This window comes from Streptomyces sp. NPDC087263 (assembly GCF_044744645.1).
Taxonomy (GTDB): domain Bacteria; phylum Actinomycetota; class Actinomycetes; order Streptomycetales; family Streptomycetaceae; genus Streptomyces.
Genome location: NZ_JBIUYT010000006.1, coordinates 158,673 through 175,336, shown reverse-complemented (window position 1 = coordinate 175,336; position 16,664 = coordinate 158,673). Strand labels below are relative to the sequence as shown.

Below are 16,664 nucleotides of genomic sequence, written 5' to 3'. Positions count from 1 at the left end.
ACCTTCAGAGGCCGAACTGACCGTCGGCGCGGATCGACTCCCTCTCCCACTCCTCGCGGCTGCGTATATAGCGAGGAGTGGCGGCGACGATGGACTGGGTGTCCGCCGAGCCAGGCCGCAGCCGCCACCGTACGGTTCCCGTCACCCGGGCGGCACAGGAATCGACGAACGCCTGGCTCGCCTGCCGCAGCTCTCCGAACCAGCGCCCTTCGAGCGCCTCGCGCACCCAGATCTGTTCGATGTGCATCTTCTCCCGGACGGTCTCCGCGTCCAGCGTCGCCGTCTCAAGGTGGCGATAGGTCTTCAGGAGGAGTGTGGCGGCCGGCATCTCGCGGAGTTCGAGCACCTTGTGACCGCCGGGGAGATGTTCGAGCCCGCTGTAACGGCCGATTCCATGGGCGCCCGCCCGGTGGTTGAGCCGCTCGACCAGGTGGTGCAGCGGGAGGTGCGTGCCGTCGACGGAGACGGGCACCCCCTCGGCGAACCCGATGTCGACCATCTCGTCCGGGATCCCCTCGCCCCGCACGCTCCAGCGGTACAGGTGTTCCGGAACGGTGTGCTCCTCGGGATCGTCGAGCACCCCGGACTCGAACTCCCGGCACCACAGGTTCGCGTCGATGCTGGCGACCCGTTTGGTCATGTGGACGATCCCGATCTCCTCCAGTTCCCTGGCCTTGCGGTCGCGGTCCACCGGGTCGAGGTCGTACGGGCTGCCGTAGTGGCCCTGATAGCCCAGGAGTCCCAGCGCACCGTTGAGCCTGCGCAGGGTGTTCTGCGAGCGGTTGGCCGTGTGCAGCACTCCCCAGGCGCCGAGTTCGACCGCGATGTCCATGGCCAGCTTCGCGATGAGCGGCCTGCTGAGTGACGAGCTGACCGGATGGGTGTCCAGGTAGACGGCCTGGGCGGCGATCGCCGGGCGGACGTACTCGTCGGCGAACCGCTGCCGCCCGTCGACGATGTGCAGGCGTACGGAGAGCCGGTCGGTGACGAGCCGCAGGTCGTCCGGGTCCTCGGCGGCGCCCAGGTCGACGCTCACCGCGTGGATGTCGGTGAAACCGGCCTTCGCCAGCCGGTGGAGGAGATAGCTGCTGTCCAGACCGCCGCTGAACAGCGTGACCACGGGACGGCCCCGGTCGTACCGCTCGGGTGTGAGATCGGCGAAGGATCGGATGACGCCGGGACGCCCGGGACGCCCTGGGCGGGGGGTCTCTCCGAGTGGGTTCGATCCGACTGGGTTCGATCCGAAGGGATTCGATCCGGAAGGGTTCAACTCGCGGACTCCTGATCCCTGTTCATGCCCCTGTTCGTGTCCCTGCCCATGTCCATGTCCATGAGGCGACGCAGCTCGGTGGCGAAACCCGCGAGCGTCGGCTCGTGCAGCAGCGCGGCCAGCGGAATGTCCGCACCCAGCCGCTGCCGCAGGGTCTCGACCACGCGGACCACCTTGAAGGAGTCGCCGCCCAGGTCGAAGAAGTCGTCGTCGCGGCCGATGCCGTCGGTCCCGAGCGCCGCGCACCACACCTCGGACACGACGCTCTCCACGTCCGCGTCGGCGACTTCCACGACTGTGCCGTGTGCCACCGTGGCGGATACGGGAGCGTCCGTCCGCTGTGCTGTCCACGCTTCGAGGAGCAGCCGGTCCAGCTTGCCGTTGGCCGTCAACGGCAGGCTGCCGACCGCCTCGATGGCCGTCGGCACCATGTAGGGCGGAAGCCAGGTGCGCAGAGTCCGACGTACGACCGCGGGCAGTTCCTCGGACTCCGCGCCCTCGTCGGCCACCACATACGCGGCGAGCCGCCTCTCGTACCCTGCCCCGTGGGCGACGACCGCCGCCTGCCGGACTCCCGTGCAGCGTGCGGCAGTTGCCTCGATCTCGCCGAGCTCGATCCGGACGCCCCGGATCTTCACCTGGCCGTCGACGCGGCCCAGGAACTCCAGAGCGCCGTCGGGGCGGGCCCTGACCAGGTCACCGGACCGGTAGAGGCGGCTGTCCGGGCTCACCGCCGGGACGGTGACGAAGCGTTCCGCCGTGAGTTCGGGCCGGTGCAGATACCCCAGGGCGAGGCCCGCGCCGCCGATGTGGAGCTCGCCCGGTTCCCCGTCGGCCACCGGGGCGCCCGCCTCGTCGAGAATCCACAACTCGGTGTCCTGGACGGCCGAACCGATCAGCACCGTGTCGAGGTCGGGGTCGCGCGGACATACCCACGCGGTGCAGTAGATGGTGCACTCGCTGGGACCGTACAGATTGGTGAGCGAGGCGGTGGACCGTGCGTGGAAGCGTTTGACCAGCTCGGGGCTGAGCGACTCCCCGCCGGTGAGCACCTGCCGGATGCCGTCGTACCGCTCCGCCGGATCGCGGGTCAGCAGGAAGAGTTCGAGCAGGGACACCACGCAGTAGAACGTCGTGATCCTGTGGTCCCGGATCAACGCGGCCAGATAGTCCGCGTCGCGCTGCCGGCCAGGCGCCGCGATGACGACCGTGGCTCCGGCCAGCAACGGCCAGTACAGCTCGCAGAGATACATGTCGAAGCTGCACACCGTGTGGTGGATCATCCGGTCGTGCTCGTCCATGCGGTGCGTGGACTGTAGGGCCAACAGCCTTGAGACGAGGGCACGATGACTGATCAACGAGGCCTTGGGGCGGCCTGTGGAACCGGAGGTGTAGATGACGACCGCGGGGTCGTCGCAGGAGGCGGTCGGCGGCGCCGGAGAGGGCGGGGGCGCCGGAGCGGCCACCGGTGTCGCAGGACGCGCGTGCTGTCGTACGGCGTACTCGTCGTCCGTGACCACCACGAGGCCCGGCACCCCTGTGAACCGTGAGCGCAGCGCGGGGCTGGTCATCAGGGCCCGGGGGGCGCAGTCGTCGATCGTGCGCAGCGTCCGCCGCAGTGGGTCGTGCACGTCGATCGCCGCGTGGGCGGCGCCCGCGAACACCACGCCGAGCATGGCCACCACGAAGTCGACGGACCGCTCGTGGTGGACGACGACGCGGTCCCCGGGCCCCACACCTCGCGCGCGCAGCGCGGCGGCGGCCCGCAGGACCCGGTCCTTCAACTCGGCCATGCTCAGCACGGTGTCGCCGGACACCAGCGCGGGGAGATCCGGGTCGCGGTCCCACCGCTCCAGCAGGAGGGCGTCGATCCGGTGGTGTGCGTCGAACGCGGCAGTCGTCATCGAAGTAGTCCTCACCCGAACTGGTCGAGATTGCCGACGAGGGCGTCCACGAGCAGGGCGGGGTTCTCCGTCAGCAGCATGTGACCGCCCGGCACCCACGCACTGCGGGTGTTCTCGCTGAACAGGGACCAGTCGGCGGTCCGCTCGTCGGGGCACAGGTGGTCCTCGTCCCCGAACACGGTGAGCAGCGGGCAGCCGAGGAGCGGCTCCGGGTCCGACGCGTAGTCCTCGACGGCCCGCATGTCCGCCACGATGCCCGGCAGTACGAGCTGGAGCATCTCCTGGTTGGCGGCGACGGGCGCCGGGACACCGCCGAACTCCTGGAGAATGTGCAGCACTTGGTCCCGGTCGTCCGTGTCGCGCAGCAGTCGGCGTCCGGGATCGGGTTTCTCGTTCACGGCCCACTGCGAGACGACCACCAGACCCGCGACCCGGTCCCGGCTCCCATGGATGCTGCCGTCACGCAGGATTTCCCGCACCGCCTCAAGGCCGATGACCGCGCCGGAGCACACCCCGACGACGATCAGCGGGGCCGTGCCGGGACCGGGCAGGGAACGGATGGTCGCCACGACGTCCGCCACCAGGCCGGGCAGATCCGGGACGCTCTCCCGGATGCGCGACTCCCGGCCAGGCAGCCGGACCGTCGCCACCAGCCACTCGGCCGGAGCGTGTTCCGCGAAGGCCAGACCGCTCGCGGCCCCGGCACCGGCGTGCGGAATGATCAGCACACGCAAGGTGGCGTCCTGCGAGGCAGCGCCTCTGAGTACGACGTTTTTCGCAGCCACGTGGTCAGCCCGCCGTGACGAACTCGGTGAGCGCCCGGGCCAGATGGCCGGGATCCCTGGCGCCGACCAGTTCGCGCGCGGAGTGCATGGACAGGCCGGGCACACCCACGTCGACCGTGGTGACGCCCAGTCGGGCCGCGGTGATCGGGCCGATCGAAGTGCCGCAGGCCATCGCGTTGTTGGAGACGAACCGCTGCCACGGCACTCCGGCGCGCTCGCAGGCGGCCACGAAGACGGCGAAGCCGGTGCCGTCGGTGGCGTACCGCTGGTTGACGTTGACCTTCACCACGGGACCGCCGTTGGGCAGCGGGTGGTTGTCCGGGTCGTGCCGCTCGCTGTAGTTGGGGTGCACCGCGTGGGACATGTCGGACGACACGCAGAACGCGCCCGCCATCGCCCGCGACCAGTCCTCACCGGTGCCGCTCCGGCCGGCCACCGACCGGCTCAGCACACGCTCCAGGAGCGGGCTCTGGGCGCCGGTCTCGGAGCCGCTGCCGCACTCCTCGTGGTCGAAGGCGGCGAGCACCGGGATCCGGGGACCGGCCGAGGGCCCGGCGCCCTGCGCCCACGCGTCGGCCGCCGCCGTGAGCGCCGTGACACCCGCGTGCACGGACACCAGGTTGTCCATACGGGCGGACACCAGGAACTCGCGTTCCGCGCCCAGGTGTCCGGGTGCCTGGATGTCGTGCAGCATCAGGTCCCAGCCGAGAACCTCCGTGGCCGCCAGATCCGCCGCGGCCGCGACCCTGCGCAGCAGCGCGCCCTGTTCCCGCTCGCCCAGGGACCAGATGGGCTGGGTCTGGCGCTGCCGGTCGAGCGAGAGGCCCTCGTTGGCCGAGCGGTCCAGATGGATGGCCAACTGCGGTACGCGGAACAGCGGTTCGTCGATCTTGACGAGGACCGAGGTGCCGTCACGCAGGGAGAGCCGCCCCGAGATACCCAGGTCCCGGTCGAGCCAGGTGTTGAGCGGGACCCCGCCGTAGATCTCCACGGCGATCTGCTGCCAGCCCGCGGAGGCGGTGTCCGGCGTCGGCTTGACCCGCAGGTTGGGGGAGTCGGTGTGCGCTCCGACGATCCTGAAGGGGGTGTGGGCGGGCGCGCCCGCGGGGACGTACCACGCGATCAGGGCACCGGCACGGGTGATGAAGACGCCCCCGCTGTGCCCGCCCCACTCCTCGGTCTCCCGCAACTCCGTGAAGCCCGCCTTCTCCAGGCGGCGCGCGGCCTGGGCCACGGCGTGGTACGGCGAGGGACTGTCCCTGAGGAAGGCGAGCAGGTCCTCGTTGTGGCTGTGGTCGGTGGGGGTGGAGATCGGGGTGGAGATGGTCACTCGGAGTCTGCCTCTCGGGATGTGGCGTGTGGGGTGGGTGCCGCCGCGACCCGGCGGTCGGGGTGCGCGCACAGGTCGTCGAGCAGCGTGAGGTAGGAGTCGAGGAGGTCCTCGGCCGTCTTCCTGTCCCACAGGTCGGCCGAGTACTCCAGGAAGGTCCGGTATCCGAGGCTCGGATCACGGCGCGGTGAGATGCCGAAGCACAGCTCCGCGCGGGCCACCGGCGGCGCCAGATCCGTCACCTCGACGTCGAGTCCGGGGATCTCGATGTCGGTGTCGGGGTAGTTCTGGAACGCCAGGATGTACGGCACCCGGTCGGGGACCTCGGTGGCGCCACTGTCGCGCATCGCGTCCAGGATCTGTGCGGTGGGCAGGACGTTCGCCATCACGGCGAGCGCCTCCGCGCCGGTGCGCGACACGAGTTCGGCGAAGCTCTCGGCGGGATCGACGCGGATCCGGACCATGACGGACGTGCTGGTCATCGCCACCAGCGCTGCCCATGCCGGGCCCTCGCGATGGGCGTACGGGACAGCCAGCAGCACGTCCCGTTCGCCGGAGAGCCGGGCGAGGTGGACCCCGAGGGCCGCCACCGTGACCGCGAACGGTGTCACGCGCTGCTCGGCCGCGAACTCCTCGATCACCGTACGGAGTTCACCGGACCCCACGCCGCGCACGGTGTCCCCGTCGCCGCTGAGCTTCTCGGGCCGGGGGTGGTCCGTGGGCACATCGAGCCGGACCGGGACCCCTTCGAGATAGCCGGCGCAGTACGCGGCCCGGCGTGCCTCGGTGGCCGGGTCCTTCGCCGCCAGCTGGTGGCGGGCGTAGTCGGCGGGCTGGGCCGAGGGCGCGTCGAGCCGGTGTGCGGTGCCGGCCGCGGCGGCCCGGTACAGCTCGGCGAGCTCCGACATGAGCAGCGAGTGGGCCCAGCCGTCGGCGCAGATGTGGTGCAGGACGAACATCAGCTCCCATTCGTCCTCCGCGAGCCGCAACAGCCTCGGCGGGGCCAGCGTCGAACGGGTGATGTCGATGGGCGTCCCGGCCAGGTCGCGGCGCACCTTGTCGGCGCGCGCGAGGCGCCGCTCGGGGGCGAGCCGGGTGAGGTCGTCGACCTGGAGGCGCACCGGCCGCTCGGCCGTCACTTCCTGCCACCAGACGTCCTCCCCGTCGTTTTCCTCCCTCACGAAGCGCGTCCGCAGGCTGTGGTGACGGTGCGTCAGTTCGGTGAGCGCCGAGCGCAGCGCGTCGGGGGAGAGGGCTCCCCGGAACCGGATCCGGGTCGGTACGTTCCAGATCTGGGCCTGCGGTACGGAGTAGTGCCCGGAGATCATCCGGTCCTGCTGGTCACTCACCCTGGCCCGGTCGACGATCCCACCGTCGGCCGGAGGGCCCGCCCCTCCGGATACGTCCGCCAAGTCCTCGTGACTGCCGCCCAGTCGGCGGGCCATCGCACCCAAGGTCGCGTCCGCGAAGAAGTCCGCCAGCGCGACCTCGGCACCCAGCACCTCACGCACCCGGTTGACGAGCCGGATCGCCGCGATCGAATCGCCGCCCAGCTCGAAGAAGTTGGCGTCGTCGGCCAGGCCGTCGACTCCGAGAACCGACTGCCAGACGCTGCGCAGCCTCTCCTGGGGTGCGGTGATGTCCCCCACCAGCTCAGCGCCACCGCCCGTCATGACACCGAGGACGCGGTCGAGGTCAGCCAGATACCCCCGAACCGTTGCCGCGTCGAAGAGGTCCGCGTCGTAGCGAATGCGCAGCCGCAGACCGCCGCTGCCGCTGCTGCGTACGACCATCAACGCCAGTTCCAGCGGCGCCGATTCGGTACCTCCGTCGACCGCCTCGGCGCGCAGCCCCGGGAGCGCGAGCCGGGTCAGCGGCGCGGTGTCGAGGTCGGCGGACACGGTGATCAGCGGCCGTGGGTTGCCGCGGTCGGGGTTGACGTCCGTGAGCAGCGCGTCGAGGTCGACGTACTGGTGCGCGTCCGCGGCGAACAGGGCGTCGCGGGTGGCCCGTACGGCGGCGGTCAGCGGCAACGTCGCCGGTAGGGACGCCCGCAGTGGCAGCACGGTGACATGGAAACCGACGGTGTCGGCGGTCTCCGGCGTGCGCCGGCCGAAGGTCGAACCGACGACGAACTCGTCCTGGCCCGAGCGTTCGCGGAGCACCAGCTGCCAGGCGGTGAGGAGCGTGGCGAAGAGCGTGACGCGCTGCCGGCCGCTCCACCGCTGGAGCCCGGCGGTACGCGCGCCGTCGAGGCGGATCTCGGCGGCCGCGCCGCTGCCGGCCACCCGACGGCCGCGTGGCCGGTCGGTGGGCAGCGCGGGCACGGGCGGCAGTGGCGCGAGGTAGGTCCGCCACCACTCCAGATCGGCCGGGTCCCGCTCGGGTTCGACGGCGCCCACCGTGCTCCCGGCGGGCGCCGGGAACCGCGGCGGACGCCCCTGCACCGCGGCCTTGTAGAACTCCTCCAGGTCCGCCGCGAGAATCCCGGCGGAGTGCGCGTCGGTGATGAGGTGGTGCAGGCCGAAGACCAGGACATGGTCGTCGTCGGCGAGCGTCAGCAGCCGCGGCGTGAACAAGGGCCCCTCGGCCAGGTCGTACGGCCGCGAACTCTCCTCCGCCAGCAGGGCCGCGATCGCCGCGTCATCCGCCTCATCCGCGACCACCGCCTCCGCCGCGTTGGCCTCCTGCCCCCGGGCGTCGGTCACTTGGAGCGGAACGTCCAGCCCGCCCCGTACGACCTGCCGCACGGTCTCGTCCCCGCCGCCCGCGCGGAACACCGTCCGCAGTGCCGCGTGCCGCTTGACGAGCCCCGACACGGCGCCGGTCAGCGCCGCCTCGTCCAGCGGGCCGCGCAGCCGCACCGCCTGGACCTCGTTGTACGCGGCACCGTCGCCGATCAGCCGGGAGGCGAGCCAGAGCCGTCGCTGGGCGTCGGTCGCAGGTCCCGACACATCGGCGGCGGCGGGGTGGTGGCGCCCCCGCAGGGTGTCGAGGTGTTCGAGCCCGGAGCGCATCAGGTCGGCGGGCATGCCGAAGTCGACGAGCGCGGCGATCTCGTCGACGCCCGCCTCGCGCAACGCGTCGACCACCGGGGAGCAGGTGCCGACCGTGCCGATCAGGGCCCGCTCGTCGCAGTAGCGGTCGTAGGCCCGTCGGAAGAGGTGGTCCAGGTCTTCGTCGCGCGCCCTGGCCACGTCCTGGGGGCCGGCGCCGCGTGCGCCCGCAGCGGAACGCATCTGTAGCGAGGAGCGCAGATAGCGGCTCATCGGCTCCAGTGCCTGTGCACGCGCGGTGGCGTGGTCGTCGCCGAGATAGGTGTGCAGGAGTACGGTGACCCGGCCCGCGTCAGGGTCCAGGCCGTGCCTTCCACGGGCCTCGCGGTAGGCGGCGATGTTCTGTGCGAGCTCGGCGACCGTCTGATTCATGAGGTTGGTGACGATGCCCAGATCGCGCCGCGCCGCCTCCTCGTACGCATCGCGACGGCCCGAGGTGGCCAGGAACATCGGCGGCATGTCCTGCACGGGGGCGGGATGGATCCGTACGTCCGTCTCCGTGCCGTCCCCGGTGCCGCGGCGCAGCGTGCCGCCGGCCCACAGCGTCCGTACGTCGTCGAGGTGCGCGAGGCCGATCTCCTTGCGGTCCGTGAAGCGGTCCGGGTGGAGGGCGAAGTCCCGTGCGTGCCAGCCGGTGGCGCAGCCGATGCCGACCCGGCCGCCCGACAGGTTGTCGACGACCGACCACTCCTCGGCGACCCGGACCGGATCGTGCAGCGGCAGGACGACGGAACCGGCGTTCAGCCGGATGCGGCTGGTCTCCCGGGCCAGCGCGGCGGCGAGCACGGACGGGTTGGGGAAGAGACCGCCGAAGGAATGGAAGTGCCGCTCCGGTATCCAGAGGGAGCTGAAGCCGCGCTCGTCGGCGAAACGGGCCGTCTCGACGATCTGCCCGTAGGCGTCGGCGGGCTGGGTGCCTCGGTGGGTGGCGGTCGCGTCCGGGTAGTCGCCGAAGAAGTACACCCCGAAGTCGGGGGCCGGACGGGGGCGCGCGGGCTTCGGCTGCGGCTTCGGCTTTGGCGTGCGTTTGCGGGGCGCCGGGAGGAAACCGCCCTGGCGCAGGGCGCGCAGGGAGTCCTTCACCGCGTCCGAGACCCGCTCGATGTCGCTGTCGGTGTGGGCGGTGGACAGATAGAAGCTGCGCCACTCCCATACGTAGACACCGCGCAGGAGGAGGTGTTGGTAGAGCAGCTCCATGTCGGCCCGCCGGGTGAACCGGAACATCGACCCGAAGTGGCTTAGTTCCAGGGGGAATTCCTCGTCCCCGAAGAACGTGTTCAGGTCGGCGGCGAGGGCGTCCGTGCGGGCGTTGAGCCGTTCCTGGAGGCCCGGCCCTTCGTCGGTGAGGTGGGTCAGCACCGCCTTGGCCGCCGCCATGGACAGCGGGTGCTGCATGTACGTACCGCCGAAGAACGTGGTCTCGACCTCGGGGCGGCTGTCGTCGCCGTACCGCCAGAAGCCGCCGTCCACGCCGTCCAGGATGTCGGCGCGGCCCGCGACGGCGCCGACCGGGAAGCCGCTGCCGAGTGCCTTGCCGTAGGTGGCGAGGTCGGGGACGACACCGAAGTGGTGCTGTGCGCCGCGCGGGTGCGGGCGCAGGCCGGTGAGCATCTCGTCGAAGAGCAGCACGATGCCGCGACGGCGGGTGAGTTCGCGCAGGCCGCGCAGGAAGTCGACCGGGCGCAGGGTGGGGTTGCGGCACTGGACCGGCTCGACGAGGACCGCGGCGATGGAGTCGCCGAGTGCGTCGATGGTCTCCAGGGCCTCCTGGCTGCCGTATTCGAGGACGATCAGCTCCGACACGGCGCTGTCCGGGATGCCGCGCGAGACGGGCACCGAGCGCCCGGCTTCCGGGCCGGGGCGACCGAGCACGGAGTCGATGTGGCCGTGGTAGGACCCGCGGAACATGACGATGCGGTCGCGTCCGGTGGCGGCGCGGGCCAGCCGGATGGCGGCGGAGTTCGCCTCGGTACCGGAGTTGGCGAACGCCACCCGTTCCATGCCGGTCAGGTCGGCGAGCAGCTGGGCTGCTTCACCCGCCTCCACGGGGCGGGGGCCGAACCGCAGCCCCTGGGCGAGGTGTTCGTGCACGGCTCGCGTGACGAACTCCGGCTCGTGGCCGAAGAGAAGCGCGCCGAAGCCCATCGTGATGTCGGTGTAGTCGTTGCCGTCCACGTCCGTCAGACGCGCCCCGCGCGCCGAGCGCGCGGAGAGTGGATACAGCGTCTCCTTGGTGGAACGGCGGAAACCGACGACGGCCCGGCTGTCGGCCAGGACGGACCGTCGGCTCTGCGCCAGCTCCTTGGACGTATGGGTGCGCTCGGACAGCCGTCGGCCGAGCTCGGCGACGTGGGCACGCTGACGGGTGTTGGCGGTGTCGCCCAGCATGCCGGAGCCGTCGGGGAGGGTTACGTGCGGGCCATGCACTGCCGGTGGCGCGGGTGACGGTGCGGTAGGGCGCCTGGCCGCGGCCAGTTGCTCGGTGAGCTTCCGGGAGAGTTCCGCAGCCCGGTCCGCGGCGGACGTACTCATCGGGCGCGCTCGGATCCGAGCAGGGCGATCGCTTCGGAGAGCTGGGTCAGCATGGCCGTCTGCGTCTCGGCGAGCAGGTTCACCTGGCGGGTCAGTTCGGCGATTTCGGCGCGGGAGGCGTAGTCCGGGGCTGGGGCGGCAACGGGTTCGGTTGGTGCGGGTGCGGGTGCGGGTGCGGGTGCGGGTGCGGGTGCGGGTGCGGGCGCCGGAGCCGGTGCGGGAGCCGGAGCCGATGTCGATGTCGATGTCGATGTCGGGAAGTACACCGCGGCATTCGGCTCCGGTCGGTCCTGTCCCGTCCGCGAGGCGATCAGCCGGGCGGTCAGCTCCGGCGTCGGCGCCTCCTCGAGAAGCTCCTGGGCGGATACCCGCACCCCGAACTCGCCCTCCAACTGCCGCAGTATGCCGATGAGTTGGAGCGAGTCCGCACCGAGGGCGACAAAGGCGTCCCCCGCGCCGACCTCGTCGACGCGATACCCGAGGTGCTGCGAAGTGAGCTCAAGTACCCGTTCCAGGACTGCCTGTTCGGTCATGCCAACCTCCACGGAACCTTCGCTTGCGGGTGCGGAGTCCGCCGCCGGACAGGGGCGGGGACGGGAAAACGGCGGCGGCCCTGTCCAGTACGACCGGTGCTGGAAGGGGTACTTGGGGAGCTGGATGCGCCGTCCCCCGCAGCCGTCGAGAAGCGCCGCCCAGTCGATGCCCACGCCGGCGCAGTGCAGCGCGGCCACCGCGGACCACAGTCCGTCCGTGCCGGAGCCGCGCCCCTGGGTCGGTACACAGAGGGTGTCCGGCAGCGCCCGGCGGGCCATGCCGGTGAGCGGCGCGCCGGGTCCCAGCTCGATCAGGGCGTGGTGCGGCGCGAGAGTGTTCAACACCGCGTGGAAATCGGCTGGTTGGCGAGCCTGACGTACGAGGTAGTCGGCGTCGGGCAGCCAGCCCGGCGCCCGCACCGCCCCGTCGAGTCCGCTGACGAACGCCGTCCGCACAGGCCGCAGTTCCGTCCTCTCCACGGCCAGGCGCAGCTCGTCGAGTACGGGGTCGAGCAACTCGGTGTGGAAGGCGCGGTCGACGGGGACCGGCTCGCCCGCCACCCCCTGTCCGGCCAGCCAGGCCCGGGCTGCTTCCACCGCCTGGGGGCGGCCCGCGACCACCTGGTGGGCGGGCCCGTTGGAGACCGCGAGTTCGAGGCGCCCATACCCGGATCGGCCACTCTCGTCGAGGAGTTGACGTACGCGCTCCAGCGGAGCGAACACGGCCAGCATCGCGCCGGGCTCGGTGTCCTGCATGAGCTTGCCCCTGCGGCACATCAGCCGCATGCCGTCCGCCACCGACAGGGCTCCCGCGAGGCACAGGGCGGCGAACTCCCCGGCGCTGTGCCCGGCGACGGCGGCGGGGGACACCCCGAACCGCCGCCAGAGCTCGGCCTGCGCGACTTGGAAGGCGTAGGTCGCCGGTTGCGCGAAGGCGGTGTCCCACTGCTGGGGGCCGGCCCCGCCGACGAGCCGGTCGAGGAAGTACCGCTCCCCGGTCTCCTCCTCATGGACGCGGGCGCACTGCTCAAGCACGTCGGCCACCACCGGGAACCGACCGGTGAGCGCCGCGGCCATGCCGGGACGGCCGCCGCCCTGTCCGCTGAAGACGTACGCGGGTGAGGCCGCCGGTGCCGTGATGTCCACGGTCCCCGTGCGGTACGGCGCGATGGGCGCCGCGCTGCCCCGGGGAGCCGCGAGGAACGCGTCGAGCGCGGCCACCAGCCCCTCGGCGGGAGCGGTCACGACCAGTCGCCGGGACAGCTGCCGCCGCCCGAGCGCGGCCGTCGTCAGGAGGTCGGCCGGTGCGATGCCCGGGTCGCGCACCAGGGCGTCGCGGAAGGAACGGGCGTGCGCCTCCAGGGCCTCGGGGCTCTGCGCGGACAGGGGCAGGAGTGCAGGCACCTGAGCGCCTTGCGCCCGTGCAGGGGCCGCCGGGGCCTCCTCCAGGATCACGTGCGCGTTGGTGCCGCCCATGCCGATGGAGTGGACGCCCGCCCGCCGTGGACCCGGGGACGGCCATGCGGTGGACCGCCGAGGAAGCGTGAACGGACTGTCGTCCAGGCCGAGTTGGGGATGGGGCCGGGTGAGGTTCACCAGCGGGGGAATGACGCCGTGGCGCAGGACCAGGATGGCCTTGATCAGTCCGGCGAGGCCCGCGGCGCTGTCCAGGTGCCCGATGGCCGGCTTGGTCGAGCCCAGCGCACAGAAGCCCGTACGGTCGGTGTGCTGACGGAAGGCCTCGGTGAGCGCGGCGAACTCGATCGGATCACCCTTGTAGGTGCCGGTGCCGTGCGCCTCCAGATAGCCGATCTCGTCGGCGGAGATCCCGGCACGCTCCAGCGCGCGAAGCACCGCATCCCGCTGGCCCGCGACCCCGGGGGCCGCGAAACCGGCCTTGCCCGCACCGTCGTTGGTGACGGCGGAGCCCAGCACGACCGCGTACACGGTGTCGCCGTCGGCGAGCGCCTTCGCCAGCGGCTTGAGCACCACTGCGGCCACTCCGTTGCCACCGACCGTGCCGTCCGCGGCGGCGTCGAAGGCCCGGACCGCACCGCTCCTGGAGATCGTCGAGCCCTTCATGTGCCGGTGCCCGGTGACCTGCGGCAGGTGCAGCGCCGCGGACCCCACCACCATCGCCTCCGCATCGCCCTCCAGCAGTGCGGAGCAGGCCAGATGGACCGAGACGAGCGCGCTCGAACAGGCCGTCGCGACGTTCACCGCGGGACCGCTGAGCCCGAGTCGGAACGCCGCCCGGTTGGCGGTGAAGTCGGCGTAGTTGCCGACCTGGATCTGCTTCACGGCGTTCCAGTCGGCGGCGTTGACCGACTCGCCGATGTTGGAGGCCAGATAGCTGTGCAGGGAGTAGAGGCGGTAGCCGACGCTCGCGTACACACCGACCCGCTCCCCGGAACCGGCGTACCCGGCGTCCTCCAGCGCGTGGTGGCAGCACTCCAGGAACAGCCGCTGCTGAGGATCGGTGAGGGTGGCCTCGCGTCCGCTCATCCCGAAGAACCGCGCGTCGAAGCCGTCGACGTCGTGCAGCAGCGCACTGGCTCCGGTGAAGTCCGGGTCGCGGTACAGGTCCTCGGGGAGGCCGGCGGCCGCGAACTCCGCGTCCGTGAAACGTCGTACATGCGAGACCCCGGACCGGATGTCCTGCCAGTACTCCTCCGGTGTCTCAGCTCCCGGAAACCTCAGCGCCATCCCGACGACCGCCACGCGCCGGTCCCGCATCGTCTGCCCCCTTCTGGCTCTCGCTGTTTCCGCCACTCGCCGACACCACGTCCCGCGCTCCTCGTTGCCGCAGCACCCCGACCACGAAGACCAGCGCGACGGCGATGGCGACGCCGTGCGCGACACCGACGACCGACAGCGCCGTGAAGGAGTCCAGCGCGGCGGCGACCACGATCATGCCGACGCCGAACCCGAGGTTCTCCACCGTGGCCGAGGTCCCGAACGCATGGGTGCGCACCGCGGCCGGCAGGGTCTGCAGGTGGGAGGTGTACGACACTTCGGTGAGCCCGTCGGCCGCGCCGGCCAGCAGCGCGACGACGATCGTCGCGGCCCACGGAAGCCCGGCGAAGGCCACGATGAAGGCGCCGGACATCGCGAGGGTGCCGAGCCCGAAGCCCAGGGCTCCGACCGTGCGGCCGGTCCGCCTGGTGTACCGCTGCAACACCTGCTGGACGAGGATGTTGCCGAGCGCCCACACGCACCAGAAGACACTGACGAACACGGCCGGGTTGTCGGCGTCGACTTCGGTGGAGTACACGGGCAGGGCCGCGTTGTGCGACGAGGAGCCCAGGGCGTCGACGCCGCGCAGCAGCACCATCAGAGCGAGCGCCGGTGCCGCGCCCAGCGCGACGAAGCGGGAGAGGATCCGGCGCCTGCCCTCGGTGTCCGCGTCCTTCGCACCGGCGGCAGCCGTCTCCCCGCCGGGACCGAGGGCGATCGGGAGCAGCGCGACGGTGAGGGCACAGACCAGGAAGGAGGCCATGTCCACCAGGAAGGCCGCGGTGTAGCCGAGGAGCGACACCACCACACCCGACGACGCGAACCCGGCCACCATGGCCAGCGAACGCCCGCTCACCATGAAGGAGTTCGCCCAGGTCTTGCGTTCATCACCGACGATGTCCGGAATGGAGCTGCGCAGGGCGACCATGAACACGGTGCCGGAGAAGCCGACCACCACCGAGACGGCGAACAGCGAAACGGTGTGGAGCCCGTCCGGGGCCAGAATGAGGAGCAGCAGCGCCGCGGCCTGGGCCACGTTGGCCCAGAGCATGACCCCCTTCGCCGACCACCGGGCGAGCGCCGAACCCGCCACCAGGCCCGCGACGAAACCCGCGGCCAGCCGCACCGCCATGAACACGCCGACGGCCAACGCCCGGCCCGTCACGGCGTACACGAACAGGTTGAGCGCCACCATGTTGAGGAACGTGCCGTACGACGAGATCGCGTAGCCGGTCACCAGGATCCGGTACCGCTGTTCCCTGAGCGCCTGCTCTCCGAGCGCCGCCGTGCCGGTCGTCACGAATCAACCCGCCCCGCGTCATGGTCGTGCCGCACAAAGCCGGACATGGAGCGCTCTCGTTGGTGGCCGTACGAGCGAGGGCGCTCCGTTCACCATAGGGAGACTGTCGCTCGCCCGTTCGGGAGTCGATGTGTACGAATGTAATCTGCACAGTTGTGAAGCACGAGCAATCCGGTACCGCCTCATGCAATTGCCGCCAATCGCCTCTGGAACACCCCTGTGAGGCGGCGCTGGCCACCTACCGGGAAGCGCTGCGTGAGGGCCGTGTCGCACGTGGTGAGGTGCCGACCTGCCTGCGCGAACTCCATCTCGTCATCGACGCCCCGGAGGCGCCCGAGTACGCGGTGCCCGTGCCCCCCGCGGCGGCGGCCTTCGCCACGGCCGGCCCGCTGGAGGACCTGATGGCGCGCCAGCGCACGGCCCTGCGGTCCGTGCAGGCCCGGCTGGCCGCCTTCGAAACGGTGTACACGCAGGAACAGGAGACGGCGCGGCCCTCGATCGTCCGGCTCACCGGAAAGGCTGTCATCAACGCGGCGCTCGAAGCGGCCGTGGGCAGCTGCCGGGACGAACTGCTCACGGCGCAGCCCGGCGGCGGGCGACCCGAGGCCGCGCTCGCCCAGGCCCTGCGAAGGGACCTACGGGCCCTGGGCCGGGGAGTCCGCCAGCGCACCGTCTACCAGCACACCGTCCAGACCCACCGCCCGACCATGTCGTACATCGAGCAGGTCACGGCGGCCGGGGCCAGGGTACGCACCCTGGCGGAGGTCGTCGAACGCTTCATCATCTGCGACCGCGAGGTCGCCTTCGTCCCGGTGTCCGACGAGGAATCCGCCCACAGGGTGGCCGACTTGGAACCGGGTCGCGGGGTGGCCGACGGGGTACTGGAGATCAGGGACCCGTCACTGGTCCGCTTCCTGGCCCGGTCCTTCGACCAGACCTGGGAGCACGCGATGCCCGTGCACCACGCGTCCTCGGCGCCGCGCAACCATGTCGTCGCCTCGGATCTGCAGCGGACCATTCTGCGCGCCGTGGTCTCCGGCGAGACGGACAGCGTCATCGCCCGCCGGCTGGGGATGAGCCGCCGCAGCGTGGCCGAGCACGTCCGCAAGGTCTCCGTGCAACTGGGCAGCGGCAGCCGCGCCCAGCTCGGCTATCTCCTCGCCGGCACAGGACTGCTGGACAGCGACGACTGACGTCCGGACAGCCCGTCCACCCGTC

At 71.6% G+C, this 16,664-nt stretch carries 8 protein-coding genes; 1 reads left to right on the top strand and 7 read right to left on the bottom strand.

The window, feature by feature from the left end; genetic code table 11:
• Positions 1-4 precede the first annotated feature (4 nt).
• The 7 genes from ACIPC1_RS21090 to ACIPC1_RS21060 all read right to left on the bottom strand — a co-directional run bounded on the left by ACIPC1_RS21090 (position 5) and on the right by ACIPC1_RS21060 (position 15,383).
• A complete protein-coding gene (locus ACIPC1_RS21090; protein ID WP_402519529.1) occupies positions 5-1,171 on the bottom strand; it encodes an argininosuccinate synthase-related protein in 1,167 nt (388 codons plus the stop codon).
• Between the two features lie 95 nt (positions 1,172-1,266).
• Positions 1,267-3,174, bottom strand: coding sequence for an amino acid adenylation domain-containing protein (locus ACIPC1_RS21085; RefSeq protein WP_402519017.1), 1,908 nt, complete (start codon positions 3,172-3,174; stop codon positions 1,267-1,269).
• Positions 3,175-3,185: 11 nt separating this feature from the next.
• Complete coding sequence (locus ACIPC1_RS21080) at positions 3,186-3,959, bottom strand: thioesterase II family protein (protein WP_402519016.1); 774 nt, start codon at positions 3,957-3,959, stop codon at positions 3,186-3,188.
• A 4-nt stretch (positions 3,960-3,963) separates the two neighbouring features.
• Complete coding sequence (locus ACIPC1_RS21075; RefSeq protein ID WP_402519526.1) at positions 3,964-5,283, bottom strand: M18 family aminopeptidase; 1,320 nt, start codon at positions 5,281-5,283, stop codon at positions 3,964-3,966.
• A gap of 2 nt (positions 5,284-5,285) precedes the next feature.
• Positions 5,286-10,877: a MupA/Atu3671 family FMN-dependent luciferase-like monooxygenase gene (locus tag ACIPC1_RS21070; protein WP_402519014.1), complete on the bottom strand. Its 5,592-nt coding sequence runs from the start codon at positions 10,875-10,877 to the stop codon at positions 5,286-5,288.
• Entirely contained in the window at positions 10,874-14,146 is a 3,273-nt protein-coding gene (locus ACIPC1_RS21065) for a type I polyketide synthase (RefSeq protein WP_402519012.1), read from the bottom strand. Before ACIPC1_RS21065 ends, ACIPC1_RS21070 begins: the two co-directional genes overlap by 4 nt.
• On the bottom strand, positions 14,091-15,383 hold the full coding sequence (locus ACIPC1_RS21060) for an MFS transporter (RefSeq protein ID WP_402519523.1): 1,293 nt from the start codon (positions 15,381-15,383) through the stop codon (positions 14,091-14,093). The genes ACIPC1_RS21065 and ACIPC1_RS21060 overlap by 56 nt, the downstream gene beginning before the upstream one ends.
• Before the next feature lie 218 nt (positions 15,384-15,601).
• On the opposite strand from ACIPC1_RS21060, the gene ACIPC1_RS21055 reads away from it, so the two are divergent.
• Positions 15,602-16,639: a LuxR C-terminal-related transcriptional regulator gene (locus ACIPC1_RS21055; protein WP_402519010.1), complete on the top strand. Its 1,038-nt coding sequence runs from the start codon at positions 15,602-15,604 to the stop codon at positions 16,637-16,639.
• The last annotated feature ends 25 nt before the right edge of the window (positions 16,640-16,664 follow it).